We start from the raw sequence: 18,044 nt of genomic DNA on the forward strand, positions 1-18,044 counted from the left end.
AGTCCATTGTCGCCATTGTTGCCGTGATCGACGGCGCCGCTGCCTTGGTTACCTTGATTGCCCTGACCGTCACCGTTGCCGCCTCCGGCAGTGTGCTGACCGGTCTCGCCGTCGCCGCCGGAGCCGGTGCCCGGACCCGCACCGTCGGTGTTGCTGCCACCACCCTGATTGCCTTGATTGCCTTGACCGTCACCGTTGCCGCCGCCGGCGGTGTGTTGACCGGTNGTCACCGCCGGAGCCGGTGCCCTGACCCGCACCGTCGGTGTTGCTGCCACCACCCTGATTGCCTTGGTTGCCTTGACCGTCACCGTTGCCGCCGCCGGCGGTGTGTTGACCGGTCTCGNATCACCGCCGGAGCCGGTACCCGGTCCCGCGCTGCCGGTGTTGCTGTCACCACCCTGATTGCCTTGACCGTCACCGTTGCCGCCGCCGGCGGTGTGTTGACCGGTTNTCGCCATCACCGCTGGAGCCGGTGCCCGGTCCCGCGCTGCCGGCGCTGCTGTCACCGCCCTGATTATCTTTCCCGTCACCGCCGCCGCCAGCGGTCTGCTGACCCGTCTCGCCATCGCCGCCGGGGGCGGGGCCCACATCAACGGTGCCGGTGCCGCTGCCCTTCGCGTCGTCCGTGGCGGTCGCTCCGTCCGTCACGCCGTCATCGACAACGCTCGCTCCCTTGGCTGCGCCATCGCCAGCACTCCTGTCGCCACCACCACCGCCGCCGCCTCCGGCATGGACAGCCGCGGGAGCCGCTTCGGACTGTTGGAACGAAGTGGGGCCTGGAGTTGCTGCGCTGGAAGCGACCAAGCCGCCCGATCCCGCGTGCACCGGCTCGGTCGTTTGCGGATGCGATGACGGGGGGACATCGGCTGTGGAATCGGAGCGGTCACTCCCGCCAACAGAAAAGTTCGTGTCATGACGCATGGCCCCGCCGACCTCGTGACCTGCCGCCGGCGGCTTTTCGGAAAGTGGTTGCAACGAATCGGTGTCGGCAGGCGGACCACCCTGTCCACCGCCGCGATCCGCAGGCGCTAGATCGCCGTCAGGATCAACCATCCAGCCGACCGGTACGTCCTCGCGGGCCGGTTCGGGCTGACCGATGGGCCTGTCGACCGCCTTCTTGAGGCCCTGCGCCGAAAACAACTTCGTGATGGTTTCCAAAACCTTCGCGGACTTGGTCATGACAGACCTCCTCAGCGTTCGCGCATCGCGGTATCCAATGTGGTGTAGATCGGCTTCAGCAGATACTGAAAGATCGTCTTCTCGCCGGTGAGAATCGTTGCCTCACCGGTCATGCCGGGCGTCACCACGTGCTGTTCGTTGGCTCCGACGTGAGGCCGGTCCAGCTCGATCTCGACCTGGAAATAGGGCGTCTGACCTGGTCCGTCGACAGCGCTCGATGGCGCAATGCGAACGACCTTGCCCGCGATCGATCCATAACGGCTGTAGTCGAACGCGTCCGACTTCACGATTGCTTTCTGATCAATCCGCACAAAGCCTATGTCGCGTGGCGACACGCGCGCTTGTATCAATACGGCTCCTGCCGGCACGATTTCACAAACCGTGCCGCCCGGTGGAATCACGGTGCCGATCGGCGTTTCCGAAATCTTCTGCACGGCGCCGTCGACCGGGGCTCTGACCTCGATATCCGCGGATCGGCTCTGATAGGCGGCTTGGGTGGCCTTCAGCTCGTCCATTTGAACCATAAGCTCGGATCGCTGGTTGCGCGCGTCGGCGGCCGACCTTGCGATGACCGCGTCACGCTCGGCCTGAAGCTGCTTGATGCGCGCGCCATGCTGATCAAGCGAGGCAACGAGCTGGGTATGAATCCGCTCGGACTGCGCCGCCTGTTCCTGTGCCTGGGCAAGTCGATTGGCGGGAATGACGCCAATTCTCACGCCTTCGCGCATGCGCTCCAGCAATTCCTGTGTCGCATCGAGGCTGGTCTTGGCCGCGGGTATTTCGCGTTCGGCCGCATCCAGCGCCGATTTTTCCGCTTCGATCTGCTTGTCCTTTCCTTCAAGGTTACGCGCGAGCTCACGTTGCTGCTGGTCGGACAGAGACGTGGCTTCTTTCACCATGTAGGGATACTGGGCGCGGAACGCGTCGAAGACCGGTGGACGGTTCATGGCGAAAGCGTCCAGCCGTTCGGTTTGCACGGCAAGATAGGCCATGCGAACCTCGGAACGCGCCAGATCGCGCAGAAGATTCTCGGCGCGGAATTTGGCGATCAACTGTCCCTTCGTCACCTTTTCATCATTGTGCACCAGCACCGCGGCAAGCGCACCGCCGTCCGACGCCTGGATCACCTGGACGCGTCGCAGAGGGACGAACTCGCCGCGTGCCCGCGCCACTTCCTCGACGGGAATAACCAGTGACAGCCCGATGACGGTCGCCACCAATGCGACGACGCCGATAAGCAGCACGCGAACACCGCGCGTGACCTTTGAATAGTCGATATCGCCTCCGACCTGCCCCGCGGGCCGTTGCTCCCGAGCAACCGATTGGACGATGTCTTTGCCAGTCTGCGCGTCCACGCGATTTCTCCTATCCGATCCTGGCCAGCGGCTGCTTTGCCGCCGGTCGAGCCGCCGGTCCCGCGTGCAGCACGGAGCCGCGCTCGATGATCACGATCTGATCGCTGCTCTGAATTTGCGCGGTGGAATAAGGAGACCAGATCACGGTGATCCGGCCGCGGATCGAATCGAGATAACTCTCGATCCTCTTGTCCCACAGCGGGTCTCCGGTGACACCCGTGCCGTCGAGCAACAGAACCGCGGGATTGCCGAGGGTCGCCGCAACGAAAGCGACAACGTAGCGAAGCTTCAGTTCGCCATGATCCTCGTTGAAGGGATTGAGCTGCCGATCAAGCACGCTGTCAGCGGAGCATGCAAAAGCCGGAATATCGGTCCAGTCGTGACCGAGAACCTGCCGAAAAGCGTCCAGGGCTTCCCGATCCGTCAATGTCGGTACGCGCAGACGCAGATAGTCGCGCACCGACATCGGCAACGCCGGAACCACTTGGGGGACATAGCCAATCCATGCCCGATATTCAGTTGCATCGAATTGACGGATATCCCGGCCATTCACCAGGACGCGGCCGGATTGCGGCCGGCGCAAGCCGGCAAGGCATTCCAGCAGCGCGGTCTTGCCGCTGGCGTTTGGCCCAACCACGGCTACGCGCGCACCCGCCGGCACGGTGAAGGAGACGCCATTGAGAGCCGCTTCCTGATCGGTATCCGGCCGGTAGTAAAGACGCTCGACAGTCAGCGTGACGCTGGCGATGCCGCAGGGACTGGCAATATCCACGCCCGGGCGCTCAGCCGGGGTCACCATCAGTTGATCGAGTTGTGCGACCGAATTGCGGACTTGACGCAGACGCACCAGTGACCCGAAGGCCTGTTGCGCGGGCGTTGTAATTCGCCAGATCAGCATCATCGCTGCCACAAGCCCGCCTGCGTGCATCAGTCCGTCGAGCACCAGCACGATGCCGACGCACAAGGTCGCAAGCACGGTGAACTCCGTGAGCGCCTGTCCGATGGCCTGGGCGCGAGCCACGGCGATCGCATAGTCGCGGTTGCGCGCCGCCGCTTCGCGGGCAGCATCGGCAAACCGGTTGAGCCACTGGCTGCCACTTCCTTTATGGTGAAAAGCGTTGATGCCGATAAGCGCGGAGCCCGCCATTTCCTCGAGCCGCGCCGACGCCACGGCCGCGGCGCTGGATTTGCTGGAGACATAGTCAGCGGTCGGCAGTGCAAGCAGCGCGTAAATCGCCAATGCGACAATCGGCACGACGACGAGCCAACCTCCCATCAGTGCGATTACGAGCACGAAGATCGCCACAAACGGATAGTCGATCAGGTTGGCGCCACCCATGCTGCTCAGGAACTGCCGCGCGCTTTCGAAGCTGCGCATGCGGATAACGTTGTTTTGCACGCCGAACTTTGCCGAGATCTCGAGCGGGAGGCTGAGCATCTTGCGCATGGCCGCTTCCGCGATCCGGGTACCTACCCAGCTGCTCATGCGCGACGTGACGATCTGACGTCCGATCCTGAGTGCCCAACCGCCGAGGATGACGACCACGGCAAACGCCGCGATCCACCAAACTGAACCGGCGGCGCCCGACGGGATCACGACGCTGTAGACCACCATCGTGTAAAGCGACACCGTCAGAGCCGCCACGTTGATGAAGGTGCTCATGGCAAAGAGCGCAAACAGCTCGTCGCGCACCCGCTCGAACAGGCCGCGGAACCACCTTGGCCGGGGCTCATCGACAGGATGAAAATCAAGGTCCGGCTCGATCGTTGCGATCGTATCGCCAATCACCGGCGCGAATGTATCCTGCACGCGGTTGCCGACCAGCCAGCTATCCTTTCCGCTGGGCCGCCCGAGATAAATCGCGACAGTGTCGGAACGTTGAACCACGCTGCCGGCGCGCAGGTGTCTGGTGTCGGATGCGGCCCCAACGGCCGAGACCTGACGGACGCGAAAGCCCAAATCGGACAGGAGCCGCTCGAGTCCTTCCATCGACAAAGGCACTTCCGGCGGCGGCAGGAGTGCGGCGAGTCTTCGCACGGCCCCCGGCCAGCCGAGTGTTACCAGCAGCGACGGCAGCGCGGCGGCCACCGGCGAATTGGCTCTGCGTTGTGGGCCTACGACAGCCTCGAGGCGCTCAAGCCAGGCGGCCTCGTTCCAGTTCGCCGGACGCTGGGGCGACGCCGGTTGAGGCGTGGCGGTTGCCGGCAGAATCTGGTTCATGTCAGCTTCTCCCCTGCGCGCAGCCGGATCGTCTGATTGACGATCTGCAGGAGGGAGGGATCCTGCGACACCAGGAAGATCGTGGTTTGCCCCTTGATCTCCTTAAGGCTCTCGACGAGCCGGCGCTTGCCGTCGAGATCGAGAGCGCCGCCGACCTCATCAAGGCAAAGAACGACCGGCCGTCTCACAAGGGCGCGGATCAGACCGATGCGCACGGCGATACCGGGGCTTACGATTTCCGCGCCGGCGGGCCCAACCACCGTCATGAGGCCCTGCTTGAGACCATCGACGAACGTGTTGAGTCCCAAACGCTGCATGAGCCGGATCGCATCGGCACTATGTTGCGGGCTGAACAGCGTCATGTTGTCCAGCAGCGTGCCGCTGATCATGTTCGCGCGACAGCTCACTACGGCAATGGCTTCCCTGAGACTGCGGCTCTCGAAGGCCGTTCCTGGCAGTCCATCATAGGTGATATGGACATCCAGGGAGTCGTCCAGCCGCGCCACGGCTTCGAGCAGCGCCGTAGCCGCGAGAGGATCGTTAGCGTCGACACGAACGACGTTCCCCTGTGGAATCGCGACCGGTCCATCCCGCAGCGCGGTTCCCGATAATCTGATCTCACCGCCGCGGAATATTCGGTCGCCGCTGCTTTTCCAGAGAGGGGCCTCCGGGAGCGACAACACGCTTTGGATCTTGAGATCGGCCTCCCGCCGATAGTTCAGGCGGGTGAGATACACGAACGCGCCCATCGCAGGGCCGACGGAGCGACCGGCCAGCAGTATGCAAGCCGCCAATCCGCCAACTGTCAGCTGACCGGCAACGACCATGAACGCACCGAGGGTCACCACTGCTACGGTCGAGATCTGCGACAGCAACGCACCATTCTCGCGGATCAACGCCAATTGGTTTTCCATGCGCGCTTCCGCCGTCATCACCCGCGCGACCACGTCGCGATAACGCCGGGTGAGCATCGGCTCGGCAGCCATTGCCTTTACTTCGATGAGACCCCCAAAAATGCCCCAGGCAAGATTTCGCCGCGCAGCTTCCGCCGTTTCAAGGTCACGTATTGTGCCCCTTGTCGCGCGCATGACGAGCAGTGCCGCAATGAGCGCAAGGATCGTGAGCGCGATCGGAATCAGGACGAGCCATGAGCCGATATATGCGATCAAAACGAAATAGATCACGAGGAACGGCAGCTCGTGCAGCGCCACAGCGGCATTGCCGGACCAGAAGTCACGCATCTGGCCGGCCGCGCGGACGGCGTCCGACAGAGCCGGCACGCCATACTCCTGAACGGCCCTGCCGTTGGCGCGCATGAGGTGATCGAGCTCAAGCAGCGTTACGCGGCCTTCAAAGGTTTCGCCGACATAGGCGAACAGAACGGCGCGCCCATAACGCAAAAGCGCTTCAAGCACGATCGCGATTGACACGCCGAGTGCCAGAACGAATGTCGTGGAATAAGCCTGATTCGGAAGAATGCGGTCGTAGGTCTGCAACAGTGCGAGAGGAACGGCCAAGGAAAGAAGGTGCGCACAGACCGAGGCTGCCGTGCTCAGCACGGTCACACTGGTTGGCTTGGCGTCTGCCACCTGACTGAGCATTGTTGGAGCCTCCTCGAACTTTCAAGTACGAGGGCTGCATCAACATCATAGTGCCTAATGTAGCGGTCTAACTCTTAGGCCTATATCTCCGCGTGTATAAGTATTAGACTACAATTAACGAAGAATACTGCTCTCGTCAAACCGAGCTTCTTTCATGTTTGAAGCGAGAACGATCACGCGGCCCACGTGAGGGGAACAATTCTCCGCAAAGACCAGCAGCGGGCATTGTCGGCGCGGGAACCGCGTCAAACGCAAGCCACATGGGAGGATCATCATGACCCTGGCGGCTACACTGAAGTTCCTTATCGCTGCCGTTACTCGCGGGAGTTCCCTGTCTGTGCTGAGCTGCGTCCTGTTAGCGACGGCAGGATTACCAGCCCACGCGCAGTCAGCTCTTTCACGCACGACACTGGACGCGATCAAGCAGCGCGGCAATGTCCGCTGCGGCGTCAGCGATCATTTGCCGGGCTTTTCCGCGAAGGATGCCAATGGTGCGCGGACGGGGTTCAGTGTCGATGTTTGCCGATCCCTCGCGGCAGCAATCTTCGACGACCCCTCGAAGGTCGTGTATACACCGCTCACCGTGGAGACCGGCTTCGCGCCACTCGTATCCGGCACGATCGACGTGCTGGCGCGGGCCAACACCTGGACGCTTGCCCGCGAAGCGGGACTGGGGATCCAGTTTGCCTATGTGAACTATTATGATGGTCAAGGCTTCATGGTGCGCAAGAGCCGTGGGGTCGTCTCAGCACGCGATCTCGGCGGCACCAGGGTTTGCGTCCAGCGCCAAAGCACGAGCGCGCTCAATCTCGCCGACTACTTCCGCGCCAACGCGCTCAATTATGAAGAAGTCGCGCTGCCAAGCGAGGTGGAGGTCGCCGCGGCATATGATGAAGGCCGCTGCGATGTTGTCACCAGCGATATCTCGCGGCTTCATTCCGAGCGGCTGGAGTTGAAGGCGCCTGACGAGCACGTCATTCTGCCGGATGTCATCGCGAAGGAGCCGCTCGGTCCTGCGGTGCGTAATGGCGACGACCAATGGCTTACCGTTGTCAAATGGGCACATTTCGCCATGGTCGATGCAGAAGAACTGGGCGTGAGCCAAAAGACGTTGTCTGCGGAGCTGAATTCGGAAAGAGCCAAGACCAAACGCCTGCTCGGAAGCTATGCAGCGCTTGGCGAAGCGCTCGGCCTCTCCAATGATTGGGTCGCGCGCATTATTCACCACGTCGGCAATTACGGCGAAGTCTATGAACGCAACCTGGGGAGGGACTCCAAGCTCGCCATCCCGCGCGGGCTCAATCGGTTATGGACCGAGGGTGGCCTCCAATACGCCCCTCCAATGCGCTGACTCATGAGGGGATCAAGGCTGTTCGACGCAAGTCGGAGCAATCATCATGTTGTGATATCGTTAGGCTGTTTTGCGCGAAATGGCCGACGAAATTGCGATCGAGTGGTAGAGGCCATGGTCAGCCGGACGAAAGAGCACTAGCGCCGGGCACTGAATCAGGGCGCAGCCCGACGGTGGTTTAGTGCCTGTGATTTGCCCGACGTGTCAAATGGTCCGATGTCACCGTCACCCTCGCCGGCGGTCGCCATTTCTACTTTGCATGGGGTTGTTTTCGATATTTTTGGGGGAGCCTTGGCGACGTCGGTCTTTCGGGAGATGTCGGCTTGCCGAGCCGGTGCTCGCTTCGCGAGCGAAGGCTGGTGGGCCCGGCAGCGATCATATGAAGCTGCGTTTCTTGAGAGATTTCTGGGCTTTATCAAGGTGTTGATTCCACGAGTACCAACAAAAATGCCAACAAAGTTGCCAAGGGGAAGGAGATCGGTCGGCCAGAGCGCAGTCACCAGCCGCGCTCTGGTCGTCCTTCGCGTCCGATCGAACTATGAAGACAGCTCGATCGCTATCGGTCGGAAAGTATTTTTGAAGTTAGTTCGGCACGAGCCGGTCGATTGTCCGTGCCGCGGCGGACTCTAGCAGGTCGTCAAAAATTGGCTCGTGATTGGAGGAAAGGTCCGCATCGCTTCCTGTTACGTCTGTCGTGAAGCTCGCGTTGGCCGGTTACCCGCTATTGACGATCCGCATGCATGTAAGTGAAATTCTGGCGATGCTGCATTCGCCTACTAGCAAGGCCCGCGATCGATCTGGCTCTCGTCCAATCGGCTCAGGTGCCGGAGCCGTGTCAGAAACGCGGCAAGGTCGGCAGCGTAAAACAACGTCTTCTTGCCGAACTTGACGCGTTTGAGGTCACCCCGTTTGACTGCTGCGTACAGTGCAGTGCGGCCGATGCTGAGCAACTCAAGTGTCTCGTCGACCGCGTACGCTACCTTCCTAAGACCGAGGGCCGAAGGGTCGATCGGATCAACTCCGGTGCTCTTATCGGTGTCAACACTCGACACTGCCTTGTTCGTCGAAACGTGTTCATGGGATTTGCGAGGGTGAGCCATCGTACGCATTGTGTCACGCGTCTTGGTGTAAATGAACAGCCCGAGTCTGCGCCGTGCTACGCTATGGCGTCCCCTCCGTGGGTGGCGAGACTGTTCTGTTTGGCCTCAAGCTCGGTCAGCCGGTCGGACAGGGGGCGCGATGCCAACCGCCTTGCCGATGACGCGCACGATCTCCGCGATGGCAATAGCGGCTTCGGCAAACTCGCGGCGGGTGAGTTCCGATGAGCTTCGACGCTGGGCGGTATGGGCGCATGGTGTCGACGGCCATCTCCGGCGTCATCGTGCGCTCGCGTAGCCCGGTCAGCACGCGGCTTAAAGCGGCCTTGCGGTCCATGGCGCGGGCGTTGTCGCAGCAGTTGTCAAGCACATGGTTGGTGCAGGCGTAGCGGGCCGGATTGGAAGCGTGACCGCTCCCAATCCGCCCTTGTCTGCTTGGAGAGCCCAAACCGGGGCGGCGTCAGGCCGTCAAGGCCGAAGCCGCGAAGCGGGGGCGCGATAGCGCCAGCCTTTACGGCCTGACGCCGGTCCGGTTCACTGTCGCCAGCAGCAAGCCGACCGCTGACGTCATCTGGCCGCATCGAGCTCGTGCTTCGGGCGCCATGCGACGGGATCGGCGATCCAGTGGTTGATATCGGACTCATGCCAGCCGCTCCCGTTAATGCTGATCTTGATCTGCGGCGGGAACGTGCCCTCGGCGATCTTGCGGTAGATGGTGGACCGGGACAGCCCGGTCCGGGAAAGCACGGTTCTCAAGCGGATGATACGGTCTGGTTCTCGCACGGCTGGCCTGCCTCCCGCTGACTGTTTCTGACGGCTAGTGGGAGCAAACAGGACCAGGCATTCAGGGGCATGCAACAGCGTTCGGCGCGGCATAGCGCTGTGGCGTAGAGGTCGCGGCAAATCGGCGGGTTCAGAGTCCGAGGCCGCGGCTTCTGCCCAGGTCGATACCATGTGTGAAAGCGAGTTCGTCGCCCAGACGGCGGCCTGAGCCAAAATTGCCGCCGATGCCGAGTTCGCGCTTTCGATTGGCGAGCAGGGATTCCAACTGCGGATCGCGCTCCAGGCTCTTGGCCATGTCGCCCATCGCCGAGCGCGTGGATTTATAGCTGGCCATGTCGCCCGCCTGATACTGACGCTGACTGGTCTGGTCGAGTTTCTGCCAGCGCTCCACGAAGCGGTCGGCGCGACGGTTCGGATCGGTTCGGATTTCGGTTTTGAGCTGGAGTGCGCGGATGGCACGATTGACGTGGCCGCCGGCCGCCTCGTGGGCGAGTTCCGGGTTCCTCTTGTAGGCGGCTTCGGCGTCGTGCGAGCCATGGGGCCGCACGGCCTCGAAGACCTTGCGGGCCTCCTGCAATTCCCTCACCTGCGTCGGGCTGGCCTTGCCACCACGCTCCTGCACACCGAAGATCGCATCCACGGCGCGTGCATGACGTTTCAAGGCATCGGTGCGGGCCTTGCGCAGCGCCGCGTCCGGGTCTTCCACCACCTTCCTTTCCGGCGCTTCCCGTTCCGGTCTCCGCACGTCGTCCGGGCCAGGCACACCTTCAGCGGACGGCCGCAGGCCGTCAAACATGCCCCGTACCTCCGGCACGACCTTGCGCTGGATCTCGGCCACGCGCTCGCGAAAGGTGATGCCTCGCCGCTCGGCATAGTTCTGGGCTGGATCGGCACGCTCGTAATCCGACGCCATGTCCTTGGACCGGTCGCGCGACAGGGTGCGGGTGAGCCGGTCCTGACTGGCAAAATCGTCGCGGCCGTAATGCAGGTCGATGCCATCGCGGTGCCGCGACAAGGCGACATAGCTGCCATGGGCGTCCATGCCTGGTGTGGCCAGAACATGGGCGCGGTCTACCGTCATGCCCTGCGCCTTGTGAACGGTCGCAGCATAGCCGTGGTCGATCCGATTGTAGTCCTTGAAGTCGAAGGCGACATTCCGCCCGTCATCGGTACGCACGGACATGGACGTGTGCTGACCTGTTCGATGGTTCCGAGTGTGCCGTTCTTGACCCCAAGTCCGCGCTCATTCTGCAGGAACATGACGCGGTCCCCGCTGGCGAAGCTTCTCGCACCGCGCTCGACCGTCACACGCACCTCATCGCCGAGATCGCCCGCGGCCCGCATCCGTTCGCGCGCGGCCTCATTGAGGGCACGCACCTCACCGTTGGTGTGGGTGAGAACGATCCGGCTGCGCTCCGGCGCCGCCTGCCGGTCGCGGTCCCAGCGATCGATCAGATCGCCACGTGCCTGCTCGCGAGTTTGAGCCTCATGCACGCTGCCACGGGAGCGATAGGCTCGCAGCGCATTGCCGGTTCTGCCGGTCGCCAGATCCCGCGTGGCGTCCCGCTGCCAGTCCTCGTGCTGGCGGAGAATGTCGCCGATTTCCGCACCGCCATGGCGATCGTGGATCGACCGGAACGCCGCACCGGCCTCGATGGATTGCAACTGGCAGATATCGCCGACCAGCACGACCTTGGCCCCGGCCTCTGCCGCGTGGGACAATACCCGTTCCAACTGGCGCGTACCGACCATGCCGGCCTCGTCGATGACCAGGACATCGCGCGACGTGAGCAGGTCGCGGCCCTGACCCAAGCCATGTTCAAGGCTGGCGATGGTGCGGGACGCGATGCCCGATCCCGCTTCCAGATTCTCGGCCGCAATGCCGGACAGCGCCGCGCCCCGGACCTCATAACCGGCCGCTTCCCAGGCCTCCCGCGCCACGCCCAGCATCGCTCTTTCCCGTTCCGGCATGGCCGACCACGACGCCTAGATCGCGGCCATCCGTGACATGCGCCAGCGCGTCTACCTGCTCGCCGGACAGGACAAGGCCGCGCTGTTCGGTATGGACCAGGGCGGCCTCGCGGTGCCTGTCATTCACCTGATGGCGTTCCCGTCCGTCCATCGATTCCGCAGCGCGGTGCAAGCGCCGTTCGGACTCGATCATCTGCCGGGTGGTGAAACGGTCCTCGCCGCGTCCGTCCTTGCCGAGTTGGACCAGATCGGACGCGCTGCCCATCGCGCCCATCACCTCGTTGAACTGGTCGATCCCGTCACTGTGCCGGTGCGCAAACCTTGCCATGTCGCGACGCGTGAAGGTCGATTGCTGCTGGGTGATGGCGTCCAGCCCCACCACAGGATCGACAATGATGCGCTCGCCATTGCCGCGCGCGATCTCACGGTGCATTTCCGCGCGGTCGACGGCTTCCACGCCTTCATTTTCGATGCGCTGCGCGGAGGCGCCGATCTGGCTTTGCGGCTCCAGTCCGATGCCCTGCGCCTCAAGACTGCGATGATCGATGCGCGCGTCGATATCGAGTTCGGCTAGACGTTCATTGGCCAACTCCGCCCAGCGCTCACGCCAACGCTCCACCATCTCCGTGCGGTTCCACTCCCGCACTTTTGGGCCAAAACCGTCTTCTTTGATTGACCGCATGGTCAGCATGACATGGGCATGGGGTTTGGGCATGCCGTCTTCACCGATGTCCCAATGCACGTTGAGATCGGCGATCATGCCTCGATCCACGAATTCGCCCCGAACGAAGTCGCGGGCAAGCTCAATCCCCTGAGCCTCTGTCATCTCGCGTGGAATGGCGAACTCCACCTCGCGGGCAAGCTGCGCGTCCTTGCGGACCTCGAATGCCTCGACATCGTTCCAGAGCCGTTCGCGGTCGCTCCATGCCTCCGGCGCATTCTCTGACATCATCACCTCGGAATGGACGACGCCGCGCTTGGCGGAAAAATCGTGGCTACGATCAAGCCGCTCGTCGCGCAGCCGCGAGCCCGACCGGTAGGCGGCTGACGCCACCGCGCTCGAGCCGGACTTCCGGCCAATGACCTTGACGTGAAGATGATAGATCGCCATCGCGACCAGATCAGTGGCACGGCAGAGCGCACGTCGGAACGACGTATAAGCGCGCCCTCCCTCGAAAAATTCTCGGGCGGGACTACCCCGTCCCAAGCCGTCCCGGCAGCCTTACAGCATTCTGCAGGCTGCTGGACTATCATCGCTCCATCGACGGATTACGGAGGATATGATGCGCAAGCCACGGGACTTTGACGCGGAGCTGAAAGCGCTCGAAGACAAGGCGCGCGCGGTGAAAGCCCGCAAGGTGCGGCAGCTCGGCGAGCTGGTCATCGCCACTGGGGCTGACACACTCACCGCGAATGAACTGGCGGGCGCACTGATCGCGCTGACTGATACGAAAGAGGCCGGAAAGAGGGAGGCATGGGCCAGGCGCGGGGCCGCGTTCTTTCAGGGACGATCGCAGCGAAATGTGCCGGCAACTGACCGCTACATGGACAGCGCTCCGGCGCCACCGGGCGGCGCGCCACCGGTATCAGGCCGCAAGGGCGCGACATGATATGCGCACATGGCAGGTCGACCCGCCGCAAGCGAACGCGGCACCTTATCGAACTCGGCGGCCTCGTCGTGAAAGCTGGGGTCGTGGACCTGACCGGCGACGATCGCGCCATCATTCTCGGCGCGCTGCTCTGGATGACCGACAAGCTCCAAAGCGATCAAGGCGAACGGGCGCGAGCGCTATGGTCCGCAAAGGGGAAGAAAGCGTTCGAGGCGGACCCGGCGACACACAAGGAGGCAGATCGAACTGATCCGGCGGTTCGTCGTTGATGCACGATGGCACGTCAGCTAAGCGACGGCTACCCGGAGGCTTGATAGCAGGTCGATGCGTATGCTCGATGAATGCGCAACGATTTGCTAATCCGTGCGCTTGCTTCAACCCCGCGCTTTGCGCGAACGCAGCCTTTAGCCCGACCGCCTCCCTGTTAGTATGGCGATTCCCCGAGGTTAGTTCACCAGGCGAAACCCGTCCAACTAGCAGCGCAAATGGAAAGGTTGCTTTTGAAAGAGCTTCCATCGCGGCCCGCTCTTCTTGGAGCCGGCGTTCAATATAGTCGCGCGCCGGCGCGGCAAATCATGGCGGCAGGGACAAGATCGCCAAGACGGTAAGGGCGGCGCGGCAAGGATTTGCGCAAGTCCACGCACACACTCCTCGAATGGTGTGTCGGCGAAGGTTACGTGGAGCACAACGTGCTCGCCAGCTACGCGCGCCCAAAGAAGCCTGTGCGCAGAGGGTCGGGCGCCGAACGAAGGGCCGCGCATTGATCGATAGCGAGATCATCAAGTTCTGGCACGCATCGGGCAAGCCAGGCTTTGGGTAATTTGCACGAATGTGCCTACTCGGTGGCCCGCGCCGCAGCGAGCCAACGATGATCGAGTGGTGAAGGCACATCATGGATGACCGCATCACCTTCGATGCGGCATGGACGGGCGGCAGCGGGCCACCCTCACTTTACCGCCGGGATCTATCAGCCGCAGCAATGGTATGGTCGTTTGGCGCTTCAGACATACCAGCGATCTGAGGAATGTCCGCTCTGCCCCCCAACAAAAGGCCAATCTTTAAGGTCAGGTCTCCTAACTTGAATTGGCCAAGAGGCCAATTAGCTTTGGCACTTGGAGGACAGAGGTGTGAGCAACGATACATCAATGTCGTTTTGGACGCCTGAGAAGCTAGAACAACAGGCCAAGCAAGACGCTGAGAACGACAACTACAATCCTCCGCATGGATGGTGGCCTGGTCCATACGGCGTGGGTACCGAAGCCCGCGACAGGTACGATCGAGCTTTCAACCTCCATCATAGCGACAAGGACGAGTAGCAGGCCGGCTCAGTTGGCGGCCCCTTTTTCATTTGACAGGCCTGGCATAGGCGGGCAGGCGATTGGCGTTTCGATATTCGGTCCTGTCCCAGTTAGGACGCTGAATACTCTCAGATTGGAGGAACGATTGATCTCGGAAGTTTTTGGTCCTCAAGCGATCGGTGATATCATCTCCGAAAGTCAAGCCTACTGAACGGTCGACATTTTGCCCCAATGCCCGGCGGAAGGCTTCAAGCGGCCTCAGATGCAACCCGCGCTGAGGCCGTTGCTTTGGTCGAGGACACGGTCGCGAGAATGACAATGACACTGGACGTGTCAGTCCCTTGCGGCGGGCGAGCGGCAGGACTTGTCGCGGACACTTGTTCGCGCTTGAACGATACCGATCGATCTGGCCGGCGAGCCTCTTCCAACTACTAGAGAGTTGCAGCAGAAATTGGGCTTCAACTTCGTTCCCCGCTAATTTCATCCGTCGAAAACATTCTTGTTACTGTTGTTGGCAATATTGAGCCGCGAAAAACGACATCGCCACCAAGCCGAATAATGCTTGGTGGCGGCGCGCTGGAACTGGAAATTGCAATCCTCCAGTAATCGTATGTCGGCACCAGGTGCGGTTAGGTTCAAAAGGCCACGCAATTCCAAATGAGGCGGCCTTACCTCCGGCTAAGCATCGCATTTGTCTATTTCCTTCTGGATGGCGATGGCGCTTCGTTTCGTCGCTTTTTCCAAAAGGTGGGTTAGCCCCGCCGTCATTGCCGAATCGGCCTCAGTTGCCAATCGTTTGCGAAGCAAAGTTGGCTTCTTCGTGCTTGCGAGCACATAGGTGAGTATTCGGCCATCACTTCGGCGCTTGCAGACCTGGAGATGAAAGCCATTCGTTGATATCGACGGCGACCTCGAGCTGGCGGGCCTTACTCAACATCTTATCGCGCTCTCTGCCGGGCTGTAGCTTGTGAGCGCGATATGTCAACGACTTGGCTTCTTGCTCAAGGCGAACCGGGAACGACAGGACATGTTTGATGTGGCGTCGCTGCATAGCGCTGCCTCCTCTGTTTGCAGAATGCGGGAGCGCAACACTCTCAGTCACCGATAAATGCCAGGAGCCGGGCGGTGATCGCGATACTAGACCCCTCTTACGTTCGGCAGTCGAGTTAAGAATCATTAACTATTCCAATTCTGACTTTTGCGCTGATCAAAGTAGGACAATCCCAAATCAGGTTGGGTCGCTGCAGGTTGAAACAGGCTGCGCCCAACAGATCAGCAGCCAGCGAGGCTGCACTTCGACATGCGGCGCGCAACTTGTCCGATTCTCACAAGTGAGGGGCGTTTGTTCCCCGCAGCCGTTCCGCCAACCAAAAGGTGAATATCGCAACGAACGCGAGAGCAAAAAATGCGCCGCAGGCCAGGAAAGTCGGCACTGAACTCTCCATGAAATCTCCAGAGGCTAATCGTTTGCAGTTGCGCGCGACAAAAGAGCACCTGCGCCCGGTCTGCCCACGTCGTCTCGCATGATCAGATCAGGAGCGCTTCAGAAATTTGCGGCGACCAGATCGTAAGAACCGCGGCTGCCACGCACGTAAAGCTTCGCAGCCGCGGCGCATATCACATCACGGTTACAATCGAACGCGTTCAGTAAGCCGGACTCGTCGGGGCGGGCATCTGGTTGAATTCGCCTCAATGCGCTTTCGTCGATGAAGAATGACGCTTCCAGCGCGCTGTCGTGTCCCCAAAATCGCACGGCTCGCCGGGTTTGGTCATATGAACGGCTATGATTTGGAAACTCGATCATGGATGAGCGCCCATCAAGTTCTCGCCGGCGAACCACGCGCGTGCCGGCTTTCGCGACCAGTGTCGAGACCTGGTTCAATGGCCTCAGGACGCGCCCATCGAAGCGATGTGCGGTTGGTCAGTATAGTTGACAAGATTTGGCGTGGCTAAGCTTCGCGCTACGGTAAGGGGCGATGCTGAAGCAATACGATGGCGCTGGGATTCAGATGGCTACTCAATGCCGTATTACAAGCCTTGCCAGGCCAGCTCCCAAAAACAAATTGCGATTCTCCCTCGCTATTCGGCGGATAGTCACTATGTTCAGGAAATCACCGCGCGTCCCGGGCTGATATCGGTGACTGAGAGCGTTGCGCTCCCGCCTCAACCGAAAAGGGCGCTCATATGCCAAAACTCCCCACATTCAATCTTCGTGAGTGGCTGGTACCCCCGGTATTGATGCCGATATTTCTTGTGCTGCTGGTCGCCGCTGCGATGGTTATTCAATGGTGATTCAGCGTAGCGCGGTTACACCGCAGGGCGGGCTATCTCCGATTAAACAAGCCCGATCTGCGCTCGCCCGCGATCTGGACGCCATGGCGGTGATCGCCCTGGACGAGGCTCGCGAGATGCCGACGGGGGATGAACGCACCGAGGCGATCCTTCGGAATGCCGTCGAGCTTCATGAACTTCTCTCCGGCAACCCCGACGCACCGGCCGTATGAGGGCAGCATTGGTGTGAACCCATCACGTTGGCAAGCTACCGCTCGCATTCGGTGGGCGCATTCTGCTTGCTGCGAGCTCGTTCGGTTGGCGGCGACTTCGTTGCGTCATTGTTGAGCCTGGCGAGTCAGTTGATCTAGCTATCGCTAGCGGCACTCGAAAGATGTTCATGCCTAAGCAAAAGCTTCACATCCACGAAGAAGTCTATAAAGATCATGTCTCCGGTCAGTATGACGAAACCATATTTCGTTTCAGAGTNGCCGGGTGGCTGGATTTATACGCACACNCATTATCCGGTTTGGTTCGGTGGATAAAAACTTTGTAGCAGATACTTTCGTTCCGGACTCTACAGTGGACATGGATCTTCCAATTCATCCCACGGATGATCCGAGACGCGATCTATGACTTGGTCGCGCACAACCGCCATCGCCGGTTCGGCCATCGTGATGCTTATATTCTGCCAAATTCGGATCGTTCGTGGCCATCGTGAACGGCCGCGAAACTGCGCGACGATGGCGCCTGGCGCTGGTTGGCATGGCGAAGCAAGCAGCGTTACTGCAATTCAACCCAGTTCCAGACGCAGGCGAGCAGTTAAGGCAGTTGGCGACGACGATCACGCGAACGTGGGCAATCTGGTCGGCTATTCCCACCGCAGGCCCGACGACTACAATTCTCGCAGGTCTGTATGAGTTCGCGCTGAAGGTCGATCCGAATCATGGACTGACGTGGCAGTATTACGGCCTGTGGCAAATTGCGGGGCAACCGAGGCCAAACGCACGAAAATGCAGAAGGCCCAGCATCGCTGCCGGGCCTTTCTTTCTTCTTCGAGCGCTGAACGGTTGGACTTAGAAATCCATACCACCCATGCCGCCCATGCNACCGCCACTTGCAGGCATGCCGCCGCCTGCGTTCTTCCTCGGCACTTCGGCCACCATGGCTTCGGTGGTGATTAAGAGAGCCGCGACGGATGCCGCATTCTGGATCGCGGTGCGGACCACCTTGGTCGGGTCGATGATGCCCTTGGTGACCAGGTTGCCGTATTCGCCGTTCTGCGAGTCGAAGCCGTAGGAGTACTG

The 18,044-nt window shown here is 61.2% G+C and carries 11 protein-coding genes and 3 pseudogenes; 5 read left to right on the forward strand and 9 right to left on the reverse strand.

Annotated features, from left to right (window positions below; all coding sequences use genetic code 11):
* Nucleotides 1-224 (forward strand): hypothetical protein (locus CQ14_RS45200; RefSeq protein ID WP_210183144.1); only part of this gene is annotated, 224 nt, incomplete at both ends.
* Between the two features lie 966 nt (nucleotides 225-1,190).
* Here the strand turns inward: CQ14_RS45200 and CQ14_RS03130 are convergent.
* The 3 genes from CQ14_RS03130 to CQ14_RS03140 are packed head-to-tail and all read right to left on the reverse strand — an operon-like array spanning nucleotide 1,191 to nucleotide 6,356.
* Nucleotides 1,191-2,534 carry an HlyD family type I secretion periplasmic adaptor subunit gene (locus CQ14_RS03130; protein WP_057856480.1) on the reverse strand — a complete coding sequence of 448 codons (1,344 nt, stop codon included), beginning with the start codon at nucleotides 2,532-2,534 and terminating at the stop codon, nucleotides 1,191-1,193.
* A gap of 10 nt (nucleotides 2,535-2,544) precedes the next feature.
* Nucleotides 2,545-4,755 carry an ATP-binding cassette domain-containing protein gene (locus tag CQ14_RS03135; RefSeq protein ID WP_057856481.1) on the reverse strand — a complete coding sequence of 737 codons (2,211 nt, stop codon included), beginning with the start codon at nucleotides 4,753-4,755 and terminating at the stop codon, nucleotides 2,545-2,547.
* On the reverse strand, nucleotides 4,752-6,356 hold the full coding sequence (locus tag CQ14_RS03140) for an ABC transporter transmembrane domain-containing protein (protein ID WP_082649682.1): 1,605 nt from the start codon (nucleotides 6,354-6,356) through the stop codon (nucleotides 4,752-4,754). The genes CQ14_RS03135 and CQ14_RS03140 overlap by 4 nt, the downstream gene beginning before the upstream one ends.
* Nucleotides 6,357-6,630: 274 nt before the next feature.
* Here CQ14_RS03140 and CQ14_RS03145 point away from each other — a divergent pair, with 274 nt between their 5' ends.
* The gene (locus CQ14_RS03145; protein ID WP_057856483.1) at nucleotides 6,631-7,707 is read left to right on the forward strand and encodes an amino acid ABC transporter substrate-binding protein; all 1,077 of its coding nucleotides are present in this window, start codon (nucleotides 6,631-6,633) and stop codon (nucleotides 7,705-7,707) included.
* Nucleotides 7,708-8,483: 776 nt separating this feature from the next.
* Here CQ14_RS03145 and CQ14_RS03150 read toward each other — a convergent pair.
* The 3 genes and pseudogenes from CQ14_RS03150 to traA all read right to left on the reverse strand — a co-directional run bounded on the left by CQ14_RS03150 (nucleotide 8,484) and on the right by traA (nucleotide 12,669).
* Nucleotides 8,484-8,816, reverse strand: coding sequence for a helix-turn-helix domain-containing protein (locus tag CQ14_RS03150; RefSeq protein WP_347337110.1), 333 nt, complete (start codon nucleotides 8,814-8,816; stop codon nucleotides 8,484-8,486).
* Nucleotides 8,817-9,371: 555 nt separating this feature from the next.
* On the reverse strand, nucleotides 9,372-9,587 hold the full coding sequence (locus CQ14_RS03155; RefSeq protein WP_057856485.1) for a helix-turn-helix transcriptional regulator: 216 nt from the start codon (nucleotides 9,585-9,587) through the stop codon (nucleotides 9,372-9,374).
* A 130-nt stretch (nucleotides 9,588-9,717) separates the two neighbouring features.
* Nucleotides 9,718-12,669 (reverse strand): annotated as a pseudogene (gene traA, locus CQ14_RS03160) (Ti-type conjugative transfer relaxase TraA).
* 172 nt (nucleotides 12,670-12,841) lie between these two features.
* Here traA and CQ14_RS03165 point away from each other — a divergent pair.
* Nucleotides 12,842-13,168 (forward strand): conjugal transfer protein TraD, encoded by a 327-nt coding sequence (locus CQ14_RS03165; protein WP_057856495.1) that lies wholly within the window; start codon nucleotides 12,842-12,844, stop codon nucleotides 13,166-13,168.
* Between the two features lies 1 nt (nucleotide 13,169).
* Nucleotides 13,170-13,437 (forward strand): annotated as a pseudogene (locus CQ14_RS03170) (conjugal transfer protein TraD).
* A gap of 1,882 nt (nucleotides 13,438-15,319) precedes the next feature.
* Here the strand turns inward: CQ14_RS03170 and CQ14_RS03175 are convergent.
* Both CQ14_RS03175 and CQ14_RS41825 read right to left on the reverse strand, forming a co-directional pair.
* On the reverse strand, nucleotides 15,320-15,517 hold the full coding sequence (locus CQ14_RS03175; protein WP_057856486.1) for a hypothetical protein: 198 nt from the start codon (nucleotides 15,515-15,517) through the stop codon (nucleotides 15,320-15,322).
* Nucleotides 15,518-16,009: 492 nt separating this feature from the next.
* Nucleotides 16,010-16,270 (reverse strand): DUF1488 family protein, encoded by a 261-nt coding sequence (locus CQ14_RS41825; protein ID WP_082649684.1) that lies wholly within the window; start codon nucleotides 16,268-16,270, stop codon nucleotides 16,010-16,012.
* A gap of 412 nt (nucleotides 16,271-16,682) precedes the next feature.
* On the opposite strand from CQ14_RS41825, the gene CQ14_RS41830 reads away from it, so the two are divergent.
* A complete protein-coding gene (locus tag CQ14_RS41830) occupies nucleotides 16,683-16,970 on the forward strand; it encodes a hypothetical protein (protein WP_245320170.1) in 288 nt (95 codons plus the stop codon).
* An 876-nt stretch (nucleotides 16,971-17,846) separates the two neighbouring features.
* On the opposite strand, the pseudogene groEL reads toward CQ14_RS41830, so the two are convergent.
* A pseudogene (groEL, locus tag CQ14_RS03180) lies at nucleotides 17,847-18,044 on the reverse strand (chaperonin GroEL); the annotation flags it as partial.

The sequence above is a fragment of the Bradyrhizobium lablabi genome, from assembly GCF_001440475.1.
In the GTDB taxonomy this organism is placed as follows: Bacteria; Pseudomonadota; Alphaproteobacteria; order Rhizobiales; family Xanthobacteraceae; genus Bradyrhizobium; species Bradyrhizobium lablabi.

Excerpts from the sequence above, each read along its gene's own strand:
- CQ14_RS03135 (WP_057856481.1), bottom strand. The coding sequence starts at position 4,755 with ATGAACCAGATTCTGCCGGCAACCGCCACGCCTCAACCGGCGTCGCCC.
- CQ14_RS03140 (WP_082649682.1), bottom strand. The coding sequence starts at position 6,356 with ATGCTCAGTCAGGTGGCAGACGCCAAGCCAACCAGTGTGACCGTGCTG.
- CQ14_RS03145 (WP_057856483.1), top strand. The coding sequence starts at position 6,631 with ATGACCCTGGCGGCTACACTGAAGTTCCTTATCGCTGCCGTTACTCGC.
- CQ14_RS03150 (WP_347337110.1), bottom strand. The coding sequence starts at position 8,816 with ATGCGTACGATGGCTCACCCTCGCAAATCCCATGAACACGTTTCGACG.
- CQ14_RS03165 (WP_057856495.1), top strand. The coding sequence starts at position 12,842 with ATGCGCAAGCCACGGGACTTTGACGCGGAGCTGAAAGCGCTCGAAGAC.
- CQ14_RS03175 (WP_057856486.1), bottom strand. The coding sequence starts at position 15,517 with ATGCAGCGACGCCACATCAAACATGTCCTGTCGTTCCCGGTTCGCCTT.
- CQ14_RS41825 (WP_082649684.1), bottom strand. The coding sequence starts at position 16,270 with ATGATCGAGTTTCCAAATCATAGCCGTTCATATGACCAAACCCGGCGA.